General features: G+C 70.8%; 19 protein-coding genes. 8 read left to right on the top strand and 11 right to left on the bottom strand.

Annotation, left to right across the window (positions count from 1 at the left end; genetic code table 11):
- Nucleotides 1–17: 17 nt before the first annotated feature.
- From ppdK to V9U70_RS10740, 5 genes are all read right to left on the bottom strand, one after another.
- A complete protein-coding gene (ppdK, locus tag V9U70_RS10760; protein WP_336674284.1) occupies nucleotides 18–2,729 on the bottom strand; it encodes a pyruvate, phosphate dikinase in 2,712 nt (903 codons plus the stop codon).
- A 741-nt stretch (nucleotides 2,730–3,470) separates the two neighbouring features.
- A complete protein-coding gene (dusB, locus tag V9U70_RS10755; RefSeq protein ID WP_336674283.1) occupies nucleotides 3,471–4,619 on the bottom strand; it encodes a tRNA dihydrouridine synthase DusB in 1,149 nt (382 codons plus the stop codon).
- Between the two features lie 335 nt (nucleotides 4,620–4,954).
- Entirely contained in the window at nucleotides 4,955–5,227 is a 273-nt protein-coding gene (locus V9U70_RS10750) for a hypothetical protein (RefSeq protein WP_336674282.1), read from the bottom strand.
- 258 nt (nucleotides 5,228–5,485) lie between these two features.
- Nucleotides 5,486–5,695 (bottom strand): DUF397 domain-containing protein, encoded by a 210-nt coding sequence (locus V9U70_RS10745; protein ID WP_336674281.1) that lies wholly within the window; start codon nucleotides 5,693–5,695, stop codon nucleotides 5,486–5,488.
- On the bottom strand, nucleotides 5,692–6,531 hold the full coding sequence (locus tag V9U70_RS10740; protein WP_336674280.1) for a helix-turn-helix domain-containing protein: 840 nt from the start codon (nucleotides 6,529–6,531) through the stop codon (nucleotides 5,692–5,694). The genes V9U70_RS10745 and V9U70_RS10740 overlap by 4 nt, the downstream gene beginning before the upstream one ends.
- A 103-nt stretch (nucleotides 6,532–6,634) precedes the next feature.
- Here V9U70_RS10740 and V9U70_RS10735 point away from each other — a divergent pair, with 103 nt between their 5' ends.
- Together V9U70_RS10735 and V9U70_RS10730 are read left to right on the top strand one after the other, a co-directional pair.
- Nucleotides 6,635–6,898, top strand: coding sequence for a hypothetical protein (locus V9U70_RS10735; protein ID WP_336674279.1), 264 nt, complete (start codon nucleotides 6,635–6,637; stop codon nucleotides 6,896–6,898).
- A gap of 169 nt (nucleotides 6,899–7,067) precedes the next feature.
- Nucleotides 7,068–7,490, top strand: a complete 423-nt coding sequence (locus V9U70_RS10730) for a hypothetical protein (protein ID WP_336674278.1) — start codon at nucleotides 7,068–7,070, stop codon at nucleotides 7,488–7,490.
- 114 nt (nucleotides 7,491–7,604) lie between these two features.
- Here V9U70_RS10730 and V9U70_RS10725 read toward each other — a convergent pair whose 3' ends face one another.
- Together V9U70_RS10725 and V9U70_RS10720 are read right to left on the bottom strand one after the other, a co-directional pair.
- Nucleotides 7,605–7,820 carry a DUF6243 family protein gene (locus V9U70_RS10725; protein WP_336674277.1) on the bottom strand — a complete coding sequence of 72 codons (216 nt, stop codon included), beginning with the start codon at nucleotides 7,818–7,820 and terminating at the stop codon, nucleotides 7,605–7,607.
- A 276-nt stretch (nucleotides 7,821–8,096) separates the two neighbouring features.
- Entirely contained in the window at nucleotides 8,097–9,479 is a 1,383-nt protein-coding gene (locus V9U70_RS10720; RefSeq protein ID WP_336674276.1) for a glycine--tRNA ligase, read from the bottom strand.
- A 229-nt stretch (nucleotides 9,480–9,708) separates the two neighbouring features.
- Between V9U70_RS10720 and V9U70_RS10715 the strand changes: the two genes are divergently transcribed.
- The 4 genes from V9U70_RS10715 to V9U70_RS10700 all read left to right on the top strand — a co-directional run bounded on the left by V9U70_RS10715 (nucleotide 9,709) and on the right by V9U70_RS10700 (nucleotide 12,939).
- Complete coding sequence (locus tag V9U70_RS10715; RefSeq protein ID WP_336674275.1) at nucleotides 9,709–10,719, top strand: metal ABC transporter substrate-binding protein; 1,011 nt, start codon at nucleotides 9,709–9,711, stop codon at nucleotides 10,717–10,719.
- Between the two features lie 29 nt (nucleotides 10,720–10,748).
- Nucleotides 10,749–11,531, top strand: a complete 783-nt coding sequence (locus V9U70_RS10710; RefSeq protein ID WP_336674274.1) for a metal ABC transporter ATP-binding protein — start codon at nucleotides 10,749–10,751, stop codon at nucleotides 11,529–11,531.
- Nucleotides 11,531–12,430: a metal ABC transporter permease gene (locus V9U70_RS10705; RefSeq protein WP_336674273.1), complete on the top strand. Its 900-nt coding sequence runs from the start codon at nucleotides 11,531–11,533 to the stop codon at nucleotides 12,428–12,430. The genes V9U70_RS10710 and V9U70_RS10705 overlap by 1 nt, the downstream gene beginning before the upstream one ends.
- Nucleotides 12,431–12,495: 65 nt before the next feature.
- The gene (locus tag V9U70_RS10700; RefSeq protein WP_336674272.1) at nucleotides 12,496–12,939 is read left to right on the top strand and encodes a Fur family transcriptional regulator; all 444 of its coding nucleotides are present in this window, start codon (nucleotides 12,496–12,498) and stop codon (nucleotides 12,937–12,939) included.
- A 63-nt stretch (nucleotides 12,940–13,002) separates the two neighbouring features.
- On the opposite strand, the gene V9U70_RS10695 is transcribed toward V9U70_RS10700, so the two are convergent.
- From V9U70_RS10695 to leuA, 4 genes are all read right to left on the bottom strand, one after another.
- Entirely contained in the window at nucleotides 13,003–13,815 is an 813-nt protein-coding gene (locus V9U70_RS10695) for an isoprenyl transferase (RefSeq protein ID WP_336674271.1), read from the bottom strand.
- A 101-nt stretch (nucleotides 13,816–13,916) separates the two neighbouring features.
- Complete coding sequence (gene recO, locus V9U70_RS10690; RefSeq protein ID WP_336674270.1) at nucleotides 13,917–14,663, bottom strand: DNA repair protein RecO; 747 nt, start codon at nucleotides 14,661–14,663, stop codon at nucleotides 13,917–13,919.
- A gap of 53 nt (nucleotides 14,664–14,716) precedes the next feature.
- Nucleotides 14,717–15,421, bottom strand: coding sequence for a TerB family tellurite resistance protein (locus V9U70_RS10685; RefSeq protein ID WP_336674269.1), 705 nt, complete (start codon nucleotides 15,419–15,421; stop codon nucleotides 14,717–14,719).
- A gap of 212 nt (nucleotides 15,422–15,633) precedes the next feature.
- Entirely contained in the window at nucleotides 15,634–17,418 is a 1,785-nt protein-coding gene (leuA, locus tag V9U70_RS10680; protein ID WP_336674268.1) for a 2-isopropylmalate synthase, read from the bottom strand.
- 325 nt (nucleotides 17,419–17,743) lie between these two features.
- Between leuA and V9U70_RS10675 the strand changes: the two genes are divergently transcribed.
- Together V9U70_RS10675 and V9U70_RS10670 are read left to right on the top strand one after the other, a co-directional pair.
- Entirely contained in the window at nucleotides 17,744–18,820 is a 1,077-nt protein-coding gene (locus V9U70_RS10675; protein ID WP_336674267.1) for a M4 family metallopeptidase, read from the top strand.
- Between the two features lie 59 nt (nucleotides 18,821–18,879).
- Nucleotides 18,880–19,146 (top strand): protealysin inhibitor emfourin, encoded by a 267-nt coding sequence (locus V9U70_RS10670; protein ID WP_336674266.1) that lies wholly within the window; start codon nucleotides 18,880–18,882, stop codon nucleotides 19,144–19,146.
- The last annotated feature ends 7 nt before the right edge of the window (nucleotides 19,147–19,153 follow it).

Genomic DNA, 19,153 nt, shown 5'->3' with positions numbered 1-19,153 from the left:
CACGCCCCGGGGCCGGGTCAGCGGCTGTCGCTGCCCCTGGACTCGGCGGCCGCCCGGCCCGCTTCCAGCCGCGCCACCGGAATCCGGAACGGCGAGCAGGACACGTAGTCCAGGCCCACCTCGTGGAAGAAGTGCACCGACTCCGGGTCGCCGCCGTGCTCACCGCAGACCCCGAGCTTGAGGTCGGGGCGGGTGGCCCGGCCGGCCTCGACGGCGCTGCGGACCAGCGCGCCGACGCCGTCCTTGTCGATCGTCTCGAACGGGGAGACCCCGAAGATGCCCTTCTCCAGGTAGGCGGTGAAGAAGGAGGCCTCCACGTCGTCGCGGGAGAAGCCCCACACCGTCTGGGTGAGGTCGTTGGTGCCGAACGAGAAGAACTGGGCCGCCTCGGCGATCTGGCCGGCCGTCAGCGCGGCGCGCGGCAGCTCGATCATGGTGCCGATGGTGAGCTTGAGGTCGGTGCCGGTGGCCGCCTGGACCTCGGCGATGACCCGGTCGGCCTCGTCGCGGACGATCTCCAGCTCCTGGACCGTGCCGACCAGCGGGATCATGATCTCGGCGCGCGGGTCGCCCTTGGCGTTCTTGCGCTGGGCGGCGGCCTCGGCGATCGCCCGGACCTGCATCGCGAACAGGCCGGGGATCACCAGGCCCAGGCGCACCCCGCGCAGACCGAGCATCGGGTTCTGCTCGTGGAGCTTGTGCACGGCCTGGAGCAGGCGCAGGTCGTTCTCGTTGGCATCCTTGCGGGACTCCGCGAGCGCGACGCGCACGGACAGCTCCGTGATGTCGGGCAGGAACTCGTGCAGCGGCGGGTCCAGGAGGCGCACCGTGACGGGCAGGCCGTCCATCGACTCGAACAGCTCGATGAAGTCGGCCCTCTGGAGCGGCAACAGGGTCGCCAGCGCGCTCTCGCGCTCGTCGTCGGTGTCCGCGAGGATCAGCTTCTCGACCATCTCGCGGCGCTCACCGAGGAACATGTGCTCGGTGCGGCACAGGCCGATGCCCTGGGCGCCGAAGCGGCGGGCCCGCAGCGCGTCCTCGGCGTTGTCGGCGTTGGCCCGCACCCGCAGCCGCCGCACCCGGTCCGCGTACGCCATGATCCGGTGCACGGCGGCGACCAGCTCGTCGGCGTCGTCCGCCCCGGCGTGCATCCGGCCCTCGAAGTACTCGACGACCGGCGACGGCACGACGGGCACCTCGCCCAGGTAGACCTTGCCGGTGGAGCCGTCGATGGAGACGACGTCGCCCTCCTCGATCACCCGGTCGCCGACCGTCATCCGGCGGCGCTTGGTGTCGACCTCCAGCTCCTCCGCGCCGCAGACACAGGTCTTGCCCATGCCGCGCGCCACGACGGCGGCGTGCGAGGTCTTGCCGCCGCGCGAGGTCAGGATGCCCTCGGCGGCGATCATGCCGTCCAGGTCGTCGGGGTTGGTCTCGCGGCGGATGAGGATGACCTTCTCGCCGGACCGGGACCACTTGATGGCGGTGTACGAGTCGAAGACGGCCTTGCCGACGGCCGCGCCGGGCGAGGCGGCGATGCCCCGGCCGAGCAGCTCGGTGACGGCCTCTTCGTCGAAGCGCGGGAACATCAGCTGGGCGAGCTGCGCGCCGTTGACCCGCTGGAGGGCTTCGGCCTCGTCGATCAGGCCCTGGTCGACGAGCTGGGTGGCGATGCGGAAGGCGGCGCCGGCGGTGCGCTTGCCGACCCGGGTCTGAAGCATCCAGAGCTGTCCGCGCTCGATGGTGAACTCGATGTCGCAGAGATCCTTGTAGTGGTTCTCCAGCGTCTCCATGATCTGCATCAGCTGGTCGTACGACTTCTTGTCGATCGACTCCAGATCGGCGAGCGGCACCGTGTTGCGGATGCCGGCGACGACGTCCTCGCCTTGCGCGTTCTGGAGGTAGTCGCCGTAGACGCCCTGGTGGCCGCTGGCCGGGTCGCGGGTGAAGGCGACGCCCGTGCCGGAGTCGGGGCCCAGGTTGCCGAAGACCATGGAGCAGACGTTGACGGCCGTGCCCAGGTCGCCGGGGATGCGCTCCTGGCGGCGGTAGAGCTTGGCCCGGTCGGTGTTCCACGAGTCGAAGACCGCGTTTATGGCCAGGTCCATCTGCTCCCGCGCGTCCTGCGGAAACGCGCGCCGGGCCTGGGACTCGACGATCTTCTTGAACTGCTTGACCAGCTTCTTGAGGTCGGCCGCCGCCAGATCGGTGTCGACGCTGACCTTCTTGGCGCGCTTGGCCTCCTCCAGGGCCTCCTCGAAGAGGTCGCCGTCGACCCCGAGGACGGTCTTGCCGAACATCTGGATCAGGCGGCGGTAGGAGTCCCACGCGAACCGCTCGTCACCGGACTGGACGGCGAGGCCCTCCACCGAGGCGTCGGAGAGGCCGATGTTGAGCACCGTGTCCATCATGCCAGGCATGGAGAACTTGGCGCCGGAGCGTACGGAGACCAGCAGCGGGTCGTCGGCCTGGCCCAGCCGCTTGCCCATCCGCGCTTCCAGGGCGGTGAGGTGCTCGCTCACCTCGTCGCGCAGCTCGGTCGGCGCTTCGCCGCTCTCCAGGTAGACCTTGCAGGCCTCGGTGGTGATCGTGAAGCCCGGAGGGACGGGCAACCCGAGGTTGGTCATCTCGGCGAGGTTCGCACCCTTGCCGCCGAGAAGATCCTTCAGATCCTTGTTGCCCTCGGTGAAGTCGTAGACGAACTTCTGGGGATCTTTGTTTTCCGACACGGGTCTCGACTCCTCGAGGACGCGGTGGCTGCCCTGACGGCGAGGAACATACCCAGATCGAAGGTATCTGGGTACGTCCACTTGGTCGTCATGCGGCCGCAACCACTCTTCCGCCAGCAGATCGAAAGGATCGCTCGGCCGAAGTCAGCGCCCTTGCCCCTTCACCCCTTGAAAGCAGCATGGCTTGATCTTGACCTAGCGTGCTCCTATGAGCGGGAGGGTGAGCAGGTGAGTTCACCTCTCGAAGCCAGCGGCGTGGCACTGAGTGCCAGCACTTCCAGAAGTGCAGCCATGGTCATTTCGCTCATCTGAGCGTAACCCCGATCAAGGGTGGCGGGAATCACGCTCGGTTCGGACCGGAGATTCCAGGATGCGGACGCCTTCCGCAGGCGCGCGGCACCACGAGGCCGGAGCGTGACGGGCGCGTCGAAGGTCGGCCGCACGCGGGAAGCAGAGCGCACGGGAGGCGCGGGGGCGGGCTCGGCGGGGCGGGGGCGGGCGGGACGCGGAGCGCGGAGGTGGGCGGTGCCGTTCGGCTCCGCGGCGGTCCGCCTCACGCGTGCGCCCGCCCGTCGTCGGGCCGCTTCCCGGCCGCCACGGAACCTGGACCCGAGCCCGGGGCGACGGCGCCCCCGGGGCCACCGGCCGAAGGCGCGGGCCGAAGGCGCGGGGCGGGCGTCGTCCGCGCCCGTACACCGGGCAGCAGGCCGCCGGCGCCCCTCGGGCGAGGCCTCCGGGGCGTCAGCCGCCGGAAGTGTCCAGCTCCGCGTCGGCGCTGACGCCCGAGCAGTCGTACGGGTCCTTGAGCCAGCCGTCCGGCAGCACGACCCGGTTGTTCCCCGACGTGCGCCCGCGCGGCCCGTCCGCGCCCTCGGGCCAGGGCTGGTCGAGGTCCAGCTCGTGCAGCTGGCCGGCCAGCTCCTCCAGCGAGGACGTGACCGCCAGCTTCTTGCGCATCTCGGAGCCGACCGCGAAGCCCTTGAGATACCAGGCGACGTGCTTACGGAAGTCGATCACCCCGCGCGTCTCGTCGCCGATCCACTCCCCCAGCAGCGTCGCGTGGCGCACCATGACGTCCGCGACCTCGCGCAGGGCGGGCGCGCGACGGGCGTCACGGCCCTCCATGGCGTTGACGAGGTCGGCGAAGAGCCAGGGGCGCCCCAGGCAGCCGCGCCCGACGACGACGCCGTCACAGCCGGTCTCGCGCATCATCCGCAGGGCGTCGTCCGCGCACCAGATGTCACCGTTGCCGAGGACGGGGATCTCCGGCACATGCTCCTTGAGGCGGGCGATGGCGTCCCAGTCGGCGGTGCCGCCGTAGTGCTGGGCGGCGGTCCTGCCGTGCAGGGCGACGGCGGTGACGCCCTCCTCGACGGCGATGCGCCCCGCGTCCAGGAAGGTGGTGTGGTCGTCGTCGATGCCCTTGCGCATCTTGATGGTGACCGGCAGGTCCCCGGCGTGGGAGACCGCCTGGCGCAGGATGGCCCGCAGCAGGGGCCGCTTGTACGGGAGTGCGGAGCCGCCGCCCTTGCGGGTGACCTTGGGGACCGGGCAGCCGAAGTTCAGGTCGATGTGGTCGGCCAGGCCCTCGTCGACGATCATCCGGACCGCCTTGCCGACGGTGACCGGGTCCACTCCGTACAGCTGGATCGAGCGCGGGGTCTCGGCCGCGTCGAAGTGGATGAGCTGCATGGTCTTCTCGTTGCGCTCGACCAGCGCCCGGGTGGTGATCATCTCGCTGACGAACAGCCCCTTGCCGCCGGAGAACTCCCGGCACAGCGTCCGGAACGGGGCGTTGGTGATGCCGGCCATCGGGGCCAGCACCACCGGCGGCTGCACGGTGTGCGGGCCGATGCGGAGCTGCGGGAGGGCGGGGGCGAGCGTGGTCATGGCTCCATTGTCGCGTACGCCGGACGGATGGCCGACGGGCCGGGGGCGCGGCGGGGGCGCCCGGCCCCGCCCGGGGACGGCTCGGTCGCCGGGACGACGCCCGCTGCCCTCGGCCAGGGCCGGGACGAGCGGGTGCGCCGGTCACACGCGCGGCCGCCGGGGCGTCGTCATCCCGCCCCCGAGGCGCCGGGCGCCCTCGACGCTTCCCGGCTCCCCCGCGCGGGGACAGCGGAAAGCCCCACCATGCCGGGCATGGTGGGGCGGCGCCGGGTCGGGCCGGGGGCGGGTCGGCGGACGCGTCGGCCGAGCGCTCCGCCCGGGGCCGAAGGTCCCGCTCACGCGGTGGCGACCACCGCGCCGAGGATCATGCCGCCGATCAGCCCGATGGCGCTGACGACTATGGCGACCGTCGCGAGCCGCTCATGCCGGACGGTCTTGGCGATGATGGCCATCACCACGCCGGCCAGACCGAAGACGATCGGCACGAAGATGAGCCCGATCACGCCCAGAACGATCGCGATGATGCTGAACACGTTGCCGGCCGCCCCGCTCGGGGGCGCACCGTGGGACTTCTGCCCGGTCGGCCGGTTGCCGTGGTGCGTATCCATCTGACACTCCTTCGGGACGCTCGCTCGACCGGCCGGCCCCGGCTCGGACCGGCCTAGCGCACGGTTACCCCGAAGTCCCCTGATGACACAGAACGTTGAGCGGACGACGCGGTGAAGCGGGTGGGCCCCGCGGCTCCTGTCGTCGTGCTCACGGCCACCGCCCGCGGACCGCCGAGGGCTTCGGCGGCCGGACAGCGCGGAGCCCCACCGTGCTGGGCGCATCCGCGCGGCAGGGTGGGGCTGCGTCCGACCGGCCGGTCAGACGGTGTCGAGGTCTCCGGCCCGGACGCCCGCGACGAAGGCCGTGAACGCGTCTGCGCGAAGGCTCAGCGCAGGGCCGTTCACGTTCTTCGAGTCACGGACGGGGACGATGCCGTGCGAGGCGGCGAGGTTGGCGGCCACCTCGACACAGTCACCGCCGTTCGAGCTGTAGGAAGACGTGAACCAACGAGGGGATTCGGTCGTCACGGAGTGCCCTTTCGCAACTGGCTGATCTTGGCCACAGACGCCGCCTTCGACAGCGCCTCGCCCTGGAGTTGATGGTAGGCCGTGAGCAACGGCACCACGAACGAGCTCTCCCGCTCGACGTGCCCCTGCGCCTGTGATTCGGCATACGCGACGATGGACCGGTCCGCAAGGGTGAGCAGATTGACGGGCAGGTTGAACGCCCTGCGGGCGCCCAGGCCGAACGGGGCCACCTGGACGATCCAGTTCGGCAGCGCGGCCACCTCGATCAGCCGTTGCAGCTGGGCGTCCATGACCTCCGGACCGCCGACGGCTTGATGGAGGCAGCTCTCGTCCATGACGACGAAGACCATGGGCGGCCTCGACCGCACCAGGGACGCTTGCCGCTGCGCCAGGAACGAGACGCGCTCGTCGGCCTGTTCAGCGGTGATGGACCCGCGCTCCACGTCTCCGTAGGCCACGGCCCGCGCGTACTCCGGGGTCTGCAACAGCCCGGGAACGAGGCCGATCTGGAACAGTCTGATCTCCACCGCCCGGCCCTCGTACCCGACGTACTCCGGGAAGCCCTCCAGCAGCAGGCCGTTGCGCATCTCGGCCCACTCGCGCTCGAACGAGTCCGTGGTGCCGGTCGTACCGAATGCCTGGTCGGACTTGCGCGAAAAGCGCAGGGTTGGAGATTTGCGAGCGGTTTCCACGGCGGAGACGTGCTGGCTGGAGTACCCGATCCGCGGCGCCAGGCCCTCCTGGCTCCACCCCCGCGCCTCCCGGAACCGCCGGATACGGGCGCCGTAAGCAGCCTGCGGACTGCTGCCCGGATTCAGGTCCTTGCGGTTGACCATGCCGAAGCCCCCCTTCCTTCGTTTTCGACTAGTTGAAGGGTTCTTCACGTTAGGCCACGCTGAGTCGCCCCGGTAGTCAAACAGCTACGGAGAGGTGCGAGAGGTGTACGACCCGAACACTCATGCGCATGCCGAAGAACCACCCCCTGGCCTCCCCGCCCTCGGCGCCCTCGTCGTCGACACCAGCCGCCGCGACCGGGTGGGCGAGTTCCGAGGGGTCGCCGGCCCCTTCTGGTCGCTGCGACCCATGGGCGGCGGGATCGAATGGGAGGCCGACCCCCGCCGCGTCCGGCCCGCGCTCCCCATGGAACAGCTCCGCGCCCGTACCGCGTACCTCAACGCCCGCAGCCGGGGCGAGGTGCTGTGAGCAGCCGCCTCGCCCGGTCACGGGTCCGGATCGCCCTCGCCTTCGGGGCCGCCGAGATCCATCTGCGGCTTCGACTGCCCCGCCTCATGGGGGCGTTCGCCCGCCGACAGGCGCCATGGGGCGCCCCCGCCCGGCCGCTTCGCAGGCCCCTCCCCAAGAAGAGACCGACGTGCTGCAATGCACCTCCGTGACCCACGTACCGCTGGACGAAGCACCTTTCGTCCTCGACGCCCCGGAAGGCCGGGCCGAGGGCCCGCCGGACGGTTCCGCTCGGGGCCCCTTCCTCCTGTGCGACCTCGGTGAGCACGACGAGCACGTCGAGCACGCCGCGCATCTCTGGTCGGCGAAGACGCCGAGCGACCCCGCCGTGTGGCTCTTCTGGACCGGTACGGGTGCGGACCGCGTCCACCGGGTCGCCGCCGTGCCGTGGTGCCCCGCCGCCCTCCGCCGACTGGACACCGGCGTCGTGCGGCTGTGCGCGTTCTTCGACCACCACGCCGCTCCCCACTCCTGGAGCGTGACGGACCCGCTCGGCGACCTGATAGCCGAGCGGGTCGTGTCCGACGGCGACCCCGCCGGCCCCGGGGCATGACCTCGCCCCTGGACCGGTGCGCCCCGTCGTCCTGCTGCCGTCCTAGGACCACGCGGCGTGGGCCCGGATCACGGATGATCCGGGCCCACCGTCGTACGGGGTGGAGGTGAGGCGTCAGCCGCGCGCGGGCGTGTCCTGCTCGCCCGGCTCGGCGGCGGTCGCCGCCTGGGCCTCGGCGCGCTCACGCATCTTGCGCACCAGTTCCTGCTTCTTGTCCTCTGCGGCCTTGCGGTCGGCGCCTCGCGCGGAACCCGCGCCCTGCTGTTCGGCGCGGGACAGCTTCTTGCGCTGTCCGCCGACGCCGAGGAGGTTGTTGCGGCTCTTGGCCACGGCGTTCTCCGTTCGTGGTGAGAAGTGAGGAGGGAAGTGATCGTGATCGATCCGGGGGGCGGCGGGTGGTCGAACCCGCCGCGCGCTCACTCGTAGATCTGGAAGAACGAAGACATGCCGGAGACGGTACCCGCGCCCGCCGCGCTCCGCACCGGGTTTTCCGGTCCGCGGGACGACGAGCCGGCCCTCAGGGCTGGCCGGTCCACGGGGACGGTGAGGCCCCCGGCTCCGTGCGCGGACGGGACCGGGGGCCTCACGCGCCGGGGGCGCGGGACGTCAGCAGCCGATCAGGCGGGCGCCGAGATAGGCCTGGATCTGGTCCAGGGAGACGCGCTCCTGCTTCATGGTGTCGCGCTCGCGCACGGTCACCGCGTTGTCGTCGAGGGTGTCGAAGTCGACGGTGACGCAGAACGGGGTGCCGATCTCGTCCTGGCGGCGGTAGCGGCGGCCGATGGCGCCCGCGTCGTCGAACTCGATGTTCCAGTTCTTGCGCAGGTCGGCCGCCAGGCCCTTGGCCTTCGGCGAGAGCTGCGGGTTGCGGGACAGCGGCAGGACCGCGACCTTGACCGGGGCCAGGCGCGGGTCGAGGCGCATCACCGTGCGCTTCTCCATGACGCCCTTGGCGTTGGGCGCCTCGTCCTCGATGTAGGCGTCGAGCAGGAACGCCAGCATCGCGCGGCCGACACCGGCCGCGGGCTCGATGACGTACGGCGTCCAGCGCTCGCCGGCCTCCTGGTCGTAGTACTGCAGGTCGGTGCCGGAGGCCTTGGAGTGCGCCTTGAGGTCGTAGTCGGTGCGGTTGGCGACGCCCTCCAGCTCGCCCCACTCGCTGCCGCCGAAGCGGAAGCGGTACTCGATGTCCGCGGTGCGCTTGGAGTAGTGGGAGAGCTTCTCCTGCGGGTGCTCGAACCAGCGCATGTTCTCCTCGCGCATGCCGAGGTCCGTGTACCAGTTCCAGCGCTGGTCCATCCAGTACTGCTGCCACTCCTCGTCCTCGCCCGGCTTGACGAAGAACTCCATCTCCATCTGCTCGAACTCGCGGGTCCGGAAGATGAAGTTGCCCGGAGTGATCTCGTTCCGGAAGGACTTGCCCATCTGCGCGATGCCGAACGGCGGCTTCTTGCGCGAGGTCTGCTGCACCTGGCCGAAGTTGGTGAAGATGCCCTGGGCCGTCTCGGGGCGCAGGTAGGCGACCGAGCCGGAGTCCTGGGTCGGGCCGAGGTGGGTGGAGAGCAGGCCCGAGAACTGCTTGGGCTCGGTGAAGGTGCCCTTGTTGCCGCAGTTGGGGCAGTTGAGGTCGGCGAGGCCGTTGACCGGCGGCTTGCCGTGCTTCTCCTCGTACGCCTCCTCCAGGTGGTCGGCGCGGTAGCGCTTGTGGCAGGAGGTGCACTCGGTGAGCGGGTCCGAGAAGGTCGCGACGTGACCGGAGGCGACCCAGACGTCGGGGGCCAGGATGACCGACGAGTCGAGGCCGACCACGTCCTCGCGCGAGGTGACCATGTAGCGCCACCACTGACGCTTCAGGTTCTCCTTCAGCTCCACGCCCAGCGGCCCGTAGTCCCAGGCGGCCTTCTGGCCGCCGTAGATCTCACTGCAGGGGTAGACGAAGCCACGGCGCTTGCTCAGGCTGACGATGGTGTCGATCTTGTCGGCGGCCACGGTGCTCTCTTCATTGCGACGGCGAAAGTTGGACAGGGGTGACGCGAAGCGCCTCGGCGCGGTGGGGATGGCGAGACGGGCGGGCGAAAGCCCCAGATTACCGGCGGGCGCACCCCCCGGATCAAATCGGTGGGGGCGCGGACGGCCTTCCCGCGCTTTCCCGGTGATCTTCCGGGCATCTCATACGTCTAGTTGACAATCGTTTCCACTTTTGTTGAAAATGACAGTCATGAACGTACGTCGTCTGATACCCACCACCGCCGTCGCCGGAGCAGTCGCCCTCGGCCTGACCGCTCTCTCGGCCTGCTCCACCTCCAACGCCGCGGACGGGAGCGACGGCGACACGCTGAAGGTGACGGCGTCGTTCTATCCGATGCAGTTCCTCGCCGAGCGGATCGGCGGCGAGCACGTCACGGTCACCAGCCTGACCAAGCCGGGGGTCGAGCCGCACGACCTGGAGCTCACCCCCCGCCAGATCGGCTCCATCGGCGAGTCCGACTACGCCCTGTACCTCAAGGGCGTCCAGCCCGCCGTGGACGACGCCATCGAGCAGGCCGGCGTGGAGCACACCGTCAACGCCGCGACCCTCACCACGCTGGAGAACCACGGCGCCGAGGAGCACGCCGACGAGCACGGCCACGAGGGCGAGGACGAGCACGCCCATGAGGAAGGCGGGGCCCACGAAGAGGGCGACGGGCACAACCACGGCCAGGACGGCGGCGCCGACCCGCACATCTGGCTGGACCCGGTGAAGTACGCCGAGGCCGCACAGGGCGTCGGCAAGTCGCTGGAGAAGGCCGACCCCGACCACGCCGCCGACTACGCCAAGAACACCAAGGCCCTCGTCGCCGAGCTGGGCGAGCTGAACACCGCGTACGAGACGGGCCTGAAGAACACGGCCACCAAGAGCTTCATCACCACCCACTCCGCCTTCGCCTACCTCGCCGAGCGCTACGGGCTCACCCAGCACGGCATCGCGGGCATCGACCCGGAGGCGGAGCCGAGCCCCGCCCGCATCCAGGAGCTCCACACCGTCGCGAAGGAGGAGAAGGCCACCACGGTCTTCTTCGAGACCCTCGCCAGCGGCGAGACCGCCGAGACCCTCGCGAAGGACACCGGGCTCAAGACCGACGTCCTGGACCCGCTGGAGGGAATCACGGACAAGTCCAAGGGCGCTGACTACTTCGAGGTCATGCGATCCAACCTGGCGGCGCTGCAGAAGGCACTCGGCGCGAAGTGACCCGCACCACCCTTCGAACGGAGGCGCTCATGCCGGAGCGTGAGACCAGCACCCGCGAGCCCGTGGTCGCCCTGCGCGGCGCCACGGCGACCCTCGGCGCGCGCCCCGTGCTGCGCGGGGTGGACCTCACCGTGCACCGCGGCGAGGTCGTCGCCCTGCTCGGCGCCAACGGTTCGGGCAAGTCCACCGCCGTACGGTCCGCCATCGGCCAGGTCCCGCTGACCGGCGGCACGGTCGAGCTGTTCGGCACCGAGCTGCGGCGCTTCCGCCGGTGGGGCCGGGTCGGCTACGTACCGCAGCGCACCACGGCCGCCGGCGGCGTGCCCGCCACCGTCCGCGAGGTGGTCGCCTCCGGCCGGCTGGCCAGAACCGGGCTGCGGTGGCCCGGGAAGGCGGACCGGGCGGCCGTCGACCGTGCGATCGACCTGGTCGGGCTCGGCGACCGGGCCAAGGACTCCGTGAGCGCGCTCTCCGGGGGCCAGCACCAGCGGGTCCTGATCGCCCGTGCGCTGGCCGCGGAGCCGGAGCTGCTGATCATGGACGAGCCGATGGCCGGAGTCGACCTGGCCAGCCAGGAGATCCTCGCCGCGACCCTGCGCGAGCAGGTGGCCCTCTCCACCTCCGTGCTGCTGGTGCTGCACGAGCTGGGCCCGCTGGAGCCCCTGATCGACCGGGCCGTCGTCCTGCGCGACGGCTGCGTGACGCACGACGGGGCCCCGCCCAGGGCGCTCGGCCAGCACGCCCTGCCCGGCCACGACCACGTACACCCCCATGCGGCCTCCGAGCCCGTCCGGACGGGACTGCTGACCTGATGATGCTGGAATTCCTGAACCCTCCCTTCATGCAGCGGGCGCTCATCGCGGCCGTCCTGGTCGGCATCACGGCGCCCGCCATCGGCATCTACCTGGTGCAGCGCCGCCAGGCCCTGATGGGCGACGGCATCGGGCACATCGCGATGACCGGCGTCGGTCTCGGCTTCCTGCTCGCCACCAATCCCGTCTGGATGGCCACGGCCGTCGCGGTGGCCGGCGCGGTCGTCATGGAGCTGATCCGCTGGTACGGGCACACGCGCGGCGACCTCGCGCTGGCGATGCTCTTCTACGGCGGCATGGCGGGCGGCGTCATGCTGATCAACCTGTCCGACACGGGCTCCAACGCGAACCTGACCTCGTATCTCTTCGGCTCGCTGTCCACGGTCTCCGAGTCCGACGTCACCGCGATCTGCGTGCTGGCCGCGTTCGTGGTGCTGGTCACCGTGGGGTTGCGCCGGCAGTTGTTCGCCGTCAGCCAGGACGAGGAGTTCGCCCGGGTCACCGGGCTCCCGGTGAGGGTGCTGAACCTGCTGGTCGCGGTGGTGGCCGCGGTGACGGTGACCGTCGCGATGCGGGTCGTCGGCCTGTTGCTGGTCAGCGCGCTGATGGTGGTGCCGGTGGCGGCCGCCCAGCAGATCACCAAGTCCTTCACGGTCACCTTCGTGCTGTCCGTGGCGATCGGCACGTCCGTGACGCTGGCCGGCACCGTGACCTCGTACTACCAGGACGTCCCGCCGGGCGCGACGATCGTGCTGCTGGCCATCGCGGTGTTCGTCGCGCTGACCGCGCTCGCCGCCCCGCTCGCGAAACGCCGGGCGCGCACGCGCGAGGAGAAGGCCGCCGCGTGCACCCTGGAGGTACCGGCCGCCCGACCGGGCGCGGACGACGTGCGCGTGTGAGTGGGGCGCCCGGTCGGGCTGGCACAATGGCCCGACACATGTACGGGCGACACGAGGAGGCACCTGTGGCCACGGCGCCGATCAGTGGCACGAACGCAGCGCCGGTACGCGGCCGGTCCACCCGTCAGCGGGCGGCGGTGGCCGCGGCGCTCGACGAGGTCGACGAGTTCCGCAGCGCCCAGGAGCTGCACGACGTCCTCAAGCACCGCGGTGACTCCGTGGGCCTGACCACGGTCTACCGGACCCTGCAGTCCCTCGCCGACGCGGGCGAGGTCGACGTGCTGCGCACCACCGAGGGCGAGGCCGTCTACCGGCGGTGCTCGACCGGTGATCACCACCACCACCTGGTCTGCCGTCTCTGCGGCAAGGCGGTGGAGGTCGAGGGACCCGCCGTGGAGCAGTGGGCCGAGATGATCGCCGACCAGCACGGCTATGTGAACGTCGCACACACGGTGGAGGTCTTCGGCACCTGCTCGGAGTGCGCGGGGAACGCCGAGAAGAAGGCCTGACCGCCTGACGAACGACGACGCGGGGCCGGGGCGCGTGGTGCGCCCCGGTCCCGCGTCGTCACGTCACTTCTGCGCGCTCTCCTGGGCCCCGCCGAAGCGGCGGTCGCGCTGGGCGTACTCCAGGCAGGCCCGCCACAGGTCCCGACGGTCGAAATCAGGCCAAAGAACGTCCTGGAAAACCATCTCGGCGTAGGCGCTCTGCCAGATCAGGTAGTTCGAGGTGCGCTGCTCGCCGCTGGGGCGCACGAAGAGGTCGACGTCCGGCATGTCCGGGTAGTAGATGTACTTCTGGAACGTCTTCTCGTTGACCTTGGACGGGTCGAGCTTCCCGGCGGCGACGTCCTGGGCGAGGCGCTGCGCGGCGTCGGCGATCTCGGCGCGGCCGCCGTAGTTGACGCAGAAGTACAGCGTCATCCGGTCGTTGTCCTTGGTCTGCTCCTGGGCCACCTGGAGCTCCTGGACGACGGACTTCCACAGCTTGGGCATCCGGCCCACCCAGCGGATGCGGATGCCCAGCTCGTCCATCTCGTCGCGGCGGCGGCGGATCACGTCGCGGTTGAAGTTCATCAGGAACTTCACCTCGTCCGGCGAGCGCTTCCAGTTCTCGGTGGAGAAGGCGTACAGCGAGAGGTTCTTGACGCCCATCTCGATGCACCCCTTGAGCACGTCCATGACGACGCCCTCACCGACCTTGTGGCCCTCGGTCCGGGGAAGGCCCCGCTCCTTGGCCCAGCGGCCGTTGCCGTCCATCACGACGGCGACGTGTTGGGGCACCAGCTCACCGGGGATCTTCGGCGGCGTCGCGCCCGAGGGGTGCGGCTCGGGGGTCTGGTACGTGCGCCGGTTACGGCCGCCGAGAATCCCGCGTACTGCCATCAGCTTCTCAGTCTCCCTGTGTCACTTCTCTACGTACCGCGTCACTGTCGTCCGGGCCGCGTCGCTTCCCGGCATGCCGCGTCACTTCTCTGCCCGCCGCGTCACTTCTCGACGTACCGCAGCGAGCGCAGGCCGCGCTCCAGGTGCCAGTGCAGATAGGCGGAGACGAGCCCGCTCCCCTCCCTGACATGGCGTGCCTCGCACGCGTCCGCCGTCGCCCAGTCTCCGCTGAGCAGCGCGCTGAGCAGCCCGAGGGCCTGTGCCGAGGGTACGACGCTCCCGGGGACCCGGCAGTCGCCGCAGATGACGCCGCCCGCCGCGACCGAGAAGAACCGGTTCGGACCGGGCATTCCGCACCGGGCGCAGTCCTCGAAACTGGGCGCGTAGCCGTTGACCGCGAGTGAGCGCAGCAGGAACGCGTCGAGGATGAGGTGGGGGGCGTGCTCTCCCCGGGCGAGGGTCCGCAGCCCGCCGACGAGCAGAAGGTACTGCTGGACGGCCGGCTCGCCCTCGTGGTCGGTGAACCGCTCGGCGGTCTCCAGCATCGCGGTGCCGGCGGTGTAGCGGGCGTAGTCGGCGACGATCCCGCCGCCGTAGGGGGCGATGGTCTCGCTCTGGGTGCAGAGCGGCAGCCCCCGGCCGATCAGTTCGCTGCCACGGGCGAAGAACTGCACGTCGACGTGGGAGAAGGGCTCCAGGCGGGCGCCGAACTTGGACTTGGTGCGCCGCACCCCGCGGGCGACCGCGCGCACCCGGCCGTGGCCGCGGGTCAGGATCGTGATGATCCGGTCGGCCTCGCCCAGTTTCTGCGTACGCAGCACGATGCCGTCGTCCCGGAACAAGCTCATGCGCCCATTGTCGCCCACCCCGGGCAGTCGGCGGCGGCAGGTTGACGACGGGGCTACGAGGGCGTGCGGGCGGCGGCGGTCAGCAGCCGGGAGGTGGTGTCGGCGGGGAGCTCAAGGGCGCTGCCGACCGTGGTCAGCACCTGGCGTTCTGCGGCGCGGTAGGGCCCGTCGGCGAGCGCGATGCGGGCGCCCTGGAGGAGGACGGACTCCCGGCCGGCGGCGGCCAGGTGCGGGGCGAGCGGGGCCAGCACCTCGTGCAGTTCGATGGCGAGGGTCGGGCCGCAGGCCTCCGCCGCCGGGTCGGCGCCGGAATCCCGCCCGGTGTCGGCGGCCAGCACCTCCACGACGGTGTAGAGCTGTTCCTGGGTGCAGTCGTCGAGCCCGGCCTCGCGCACGGTGGCGACCGCGGCGTCCAGGACCGTGCGGGAGGTGGTGCCCCCGGCGGCGAGCACGGCCAGGGTGACGGTGTGGACCGCCTCGCGGAGCATCGCGGAGAACCGGGTGGTGGTGGGGTGGTCCAGCGCCTCGGTGGCGTAGCGGGCGTGGCAGGCGGCGCACTCGACGACGCACCCGGCCTCGCCGCGGCGGACCACCGGGACGCCGAGGACGGTCAGGCGTCGGCGTCCGGAGAGGCGGCGGTAGTTGCGGTCTCCCCCGCAGCCGGGGCAGAAGAACGTGCCGTCGCCGACGGCGTCCCAGACGGTGCGGATGCCGCAGAAGACCGGCCTCAGAGCGCGTTGTCCTTTGGCTGACCGCACTTCGCACACCTCCGTAACGCTCCGGCAACGTTGCCGTGGGTTGGACGTGATGTTAGCCACATGTGCCGCGCGGCGTCAGCCTTCCGGACGCGATGCCCTCGGATATGGCCGAACCCCGACCGCCCTGAGCGGGCGGCCGGGGTTCGGGGGCGTCGTCCGTACGGGGGCGAACGGGACCTCCGTACGAGGGGCGCCCGGCCGCTCCGCGTGGATCAGCGGGCGGCGCGGTTGACCGCGGAGACGACCGCCTTGAGGGAGGCGCGGGTGGTGTTGGCGTCGATGCCGATGCCCCACAGCACCTTGCCGTCGATCGCGCACTCGATGTAGGAGGCGGCCTGCGCGCTGGCGCCTTCGCTCATCGTGTGCTCCGTGTAGTCCAGCAGCCGGGCGTCGATGCCGATGGCCTGCAGGGCGTCGAAGAACGCGGAGATCGGGCCGTTGCCGGTGCCGCTCAGCACGGTGTCCACGCCGTCGACGGTGGCCTCGACGGTCAGGGTGTCCTTGGCGTCGGTGTCGGTGGTCGTCTGGCCGGAGCGGATCTGGACCCGGCCCCACCGGTTGGCGGCGCCCTCCGGGCTGGGCAGGTACTCGTCCTGGAAGGTGGACCAGATCTGCGCCGGGGTGATCTCGCCGCCCTCCGCGTCGGTCCTGGCCTGAATGATCCGGGAGAACTCGATCTGCATCCGGCGCGGCAGGTCCAGCTTGTGGTCGTTCTTCAGGACGTAGGCGATCCCGCCCTTGCCGGACTGCGAGTTGACGCGGATGACGGCCTCGTAGGAGCGGCCGACGTCCTTCGGGTCGATCGGCAGGTACGGCACGGCCCACTCGATGTCGTCGACGGTCTTGCCCCGGGCGGCCGCGTCGCGCTCCATGGCGTCGAAGCCCTTCTTGATGGCGTCCTGGTGGGAGCCGGAGAAGGCGGTGTAGACCAGGTCGCCCGCGTAGGGGTGACGCGGGTGGATCTCCATCTGGTTGCAGTACTCGCTGGTGCGGCGGATCTCGTCGATCTGCGAGAAGTCGATCTGCGGGTCCACGCCCTGGGAGAAGAGGTTCATCCCCAGGGTGACCAGGTCGACGTTGCCGGTGCGCTCGCCCTGGCCGAACAGGCAGCCCTCGACGCGGTCGGCCCCGGCCATGACGGCCAGCTCGGCGGCGGCGACGGCGGTGCCCCGGTCGTTGTGCGGGTGGACGGAGAGGCAGACGAACTCACGGCGGGTCAGGTGGCGGGACATCCACTCGAACCGGTCCGCGTGGGTGGAGGGCGTCGAACGCTCCACTGTGGCGGGCAGGTTGAGGATGATCTCGCGGCCCTCCTCCGGCTGCCAGACGTCGCAGACCGCTTCGCAGACCTCCAGGGCGAAGTCCAGCTCGGTGTCGGTGAAGATCTCCGGGCTGTACTGGTAGCCGAAGACCGTCTCCGGGCCCAGGATCTTCTCGGCGTACTCCATGACCAGCCGGGTGCCGTCCACCGCGATCTGCTTGACCTCCTCGCGGGAGCCGCGGAAGACGACGCGGCGGAAGGTCGGGGCGGTGGCGTTGTACAGATGGACCGTGGCCCGGCGCGCGCCGACCAGCGACTCGACGGTCCGCTCGATCAGCTCCTCGCGGGCCTGCGTCAGGACGGAGATCGTCACGTCCTCGGGGATCGCGCCCTCTTCGATGATGGAGCGGACGAAGGCGAAGTCGGTCTCGCCCGAGGACGGGAAGCCGACCTCGATCTCCTTGTAGCCCATCTTCACGAGCAGGTCGAACATCTCGCGCTTGCGGGCGGGGGACATCGGGTCGATCAGCGCCTGGTTGCCGTCGCGCAGATCGGTGGACAGCCAGCGGGGGGCCACGGTGATCCGGTTGTCGGGCCAGGTGCGGTCGGGGATGTCCACGGCCTCGTAGCCGCCGTACTTGTGGACCGGCATCCCGGACGGCTTCTGCGAGCGCGTAGCGTTGGTGATCGGGGTGGGGTGGCCGACGGAATTACCGGCGGGGTTCACGGTGGTCATGGCGTAGGGCTCCTCGGGTCCAGCACGGAGGGGGTCCCCCCTTGGCTCGCCGAGAGCTGGGGGGAGGCCGACTGTGTCGCTGCAGCACCAGACTCCGCGGGGAGGGGGTCGGCCTACGACTACAGGCCCTCGCCGCGGCAGCTAAGGAGAAGCAGCCCGAAACGCATGATGCGACGAGAGTAACCGAGTGTGGCCCAGGGTGCCGGTCCGTATCAGTATGCGGGATCGGGCATCCATGAGGGTTAAACGGTGACTCATCACTCTATTTCGTCAATCACCGTCGCAACCGGTGACATCGTGGTGACGGAATGCCACAGTCGTTGCCATGCACCTTCGAACCGACGGCGATCTCCACCCCGTCTTCTGCACCATCGTTCCGCCGCACGTCCTCGACCAGCTGTCCCGGTCCGGGGACGCCCGGCTCGCCGATCCGGCCCGCCGCACGCTGGAGGCCGACGGCCTGCGCCGCACCCGCCGCCGGATGACGGCGCTCGCCTCCGCCCCCGCCGCCCCCGGAGCGGGCGCGGTCCCCACCAAGCCCCGCCGCACCCTGTTCGACTGCGAGAACGGCACCGCCCTGCCCGGCCGCCGGGTCCGCGACGAGGGCGAGAAGCCCACCTCCGACGCCAGCGTCAACCGGGCGTACGCCGGACTCGGAGCCACCTTCGAACTGCTGCTCTGCGCATACGGCCGCAGTTCGATCGACGGCAAGGGCCTGCCGCTGACCGGCTCCGTGCACTACGGCCACGAGTACAACAACGCCTTCTTCGACGGCGAGCAGATGGTCTTCGGGGACGGCGACGGCGAGATCTTCCTCGACTTCACCGTCGCGGTGGACGTGATCGCCCACGAGCTGGCCCACGGGCTGACGCAGTACACCGCCAACCTGCGCTACGAGGGCCAGTCGGGCGCGCTCAACGAGTCCGTGTCCGACGTCATCGGCTCCCTGGTCAAGCAGTACTCCCTGGGCCAGAGCGCCGAGCAGGCCGACTGGCTGATCGGGGCGGGGCTGCTCGCCCCCCGGGTGAGCGGGGTCGCCCTGCGCTCGATGAAGGCCCCGGGCACGGCGTACGACGACGACGTGCTCGGCAAGGACCCGCAGCCCGCGTCGATGGAGGACTACATCGAGACGGAGGAGGACAACGGCGGTGTCCATCTGAACTCCGGCATCCCCAACCGCGCCTTCCACCTCCTGGCCACCGCGCTCGGCGGCAACGCGTGGGAGCGGGCCGGGCAGATCTGGTTCGACGTGCTGACCGGCGGCGAGCTGACGGCCACCGCGGACTTCGCGGAGTTCGCCCGGCTGACGGTGGCGGCGGCGGGCAGTCGCTTCGGCGAGGGCGACGAGCGGGAGGCGGTCCTCAAGGCCTGGTCGGAGGTGGGCGTCGCGACCCGGGCGTGAGCCGGCCCGCCGATGAGGCGGGCTTGAGCCTGTGCCCGGCCCCCGATAGACAGGACCCCATGCGTATTCAGGTCAGCCGGACCGGCGGCTTCGCCGGCATCGCCCGCCGCCATGAGGTCGACACCGAGGGCCGGGAGGACGCCGCGGAGTGGCACGCGCTCGTGGCTCAGGCGCTCGCCTCCGCCACGGCGGCCCCGTCCGCGGGCGTGCCGGACGGCTTCCGGTACGCGATCACGGTCGACGACCGCACCCTGTACTGCGCTGACCCCGATCTGACCGGGGCGCAGCGCACGCTGGTCTCACGCGTCCTCAAGGAGGGCGCGTGAGACCGGC

The sequence above is a fragment of the Streptomyces pratensis genome, assembly GCF_037137275.1.
GTDB lineage: Bacteria > Actinomycetota > Actinomycetes > Streptomycetales > Streptomycetaceae > Streptomyces > Streptomyces pratensis_B.
Note: the sequence above shows the minus strand (reverse complement) of the source record. Positions and strands in the feature narration are given on the sequence as shown.

What these genes read in the sequence shown, in the direction of transcription:
- dusB (WP_336674283.1), bottom strand. Translation starts at nt 4,619, where the DNA reads ATGACCACGCTCGCCCCCGCCCTCCCGCAGCTCCGCATCGGCCCGCAC.
- V9U70_RS10750 (WP_336674282.1), bottom strand. Translation starts at nt 5,227, where the DNA reads ATGGATACGCACCACGGCAACCGGCCGACCGGGCAGAAGTCCCACGGT.
- V9U70_RS10740 (WP_336674280.1), bottom strand. Translation starts at nt 6,531, where the DNA reads ATGGTCAACCGCAAGGACCTGAATCCGGGCAGCAGTCCGCAGGCTGCT.
- V9U70_RS10715 (WP_336674275.1), top strand. Translation starts at nt 9,709, where the DNA reads ATGAACGTACGTCGTCTGATACCCACCACCGCCGTCGCCGGAGCAGTC.
- V9U70_RS10710 (WP_336674274.1), top strand. Translation starts at nt 10,749, where the DNA reads ATGCCGGAGCGTGAGACCAGCACCCGCGAGCCCGTGGTCGCCCTGCGC.
- V9U70_RS10705 (WP_336674273.1), top strand. Translation starts at nt 11,531, where the DNA reads ATGATGCTGGAATTCCTGAACCCTCCCTTCATGCAGCGGGCGCTCATC.
- V9U70_RS10695 (WP_336674271.1), bottom strand. Translation starts at nt 13,815, where the DNA reads ATGGCAGTACGCGGGATTCTCGGCGGCCGTAACCGGCGCACGTACCAG.
- recO (WP_336674270.1), bottom strand. Translation starts at nt 14,663, where the DNA reads ATGAGCTTGTTCCGGGACGACGGCATCGTGCTGCGTACGCAGAAACTG.
- leuA (WP_336674268.1), bottom strand. Translation starts at nt 17,418, where the DNA reads ATGACCACCGTGAACCCCGCCGGTAATTCCGTCGGCCACCCCACCCCG.
- V9U70_RS10675 (WP_336674267.1), top strand. Translation starts at nt 17,744, where the DNA reads ATGCACCTTCGAACCGACGGCGATCTCCACCCCGTCTTCTGCACCATC.
- V9U70_RS10670 (WP_336674266.1), top strand. Translation starts at nt 18,880, where the DNA reads ATGCGTATTCAGGTCAGCCGGACCGGCGGCTTCGCCGGCATCGCCCGC.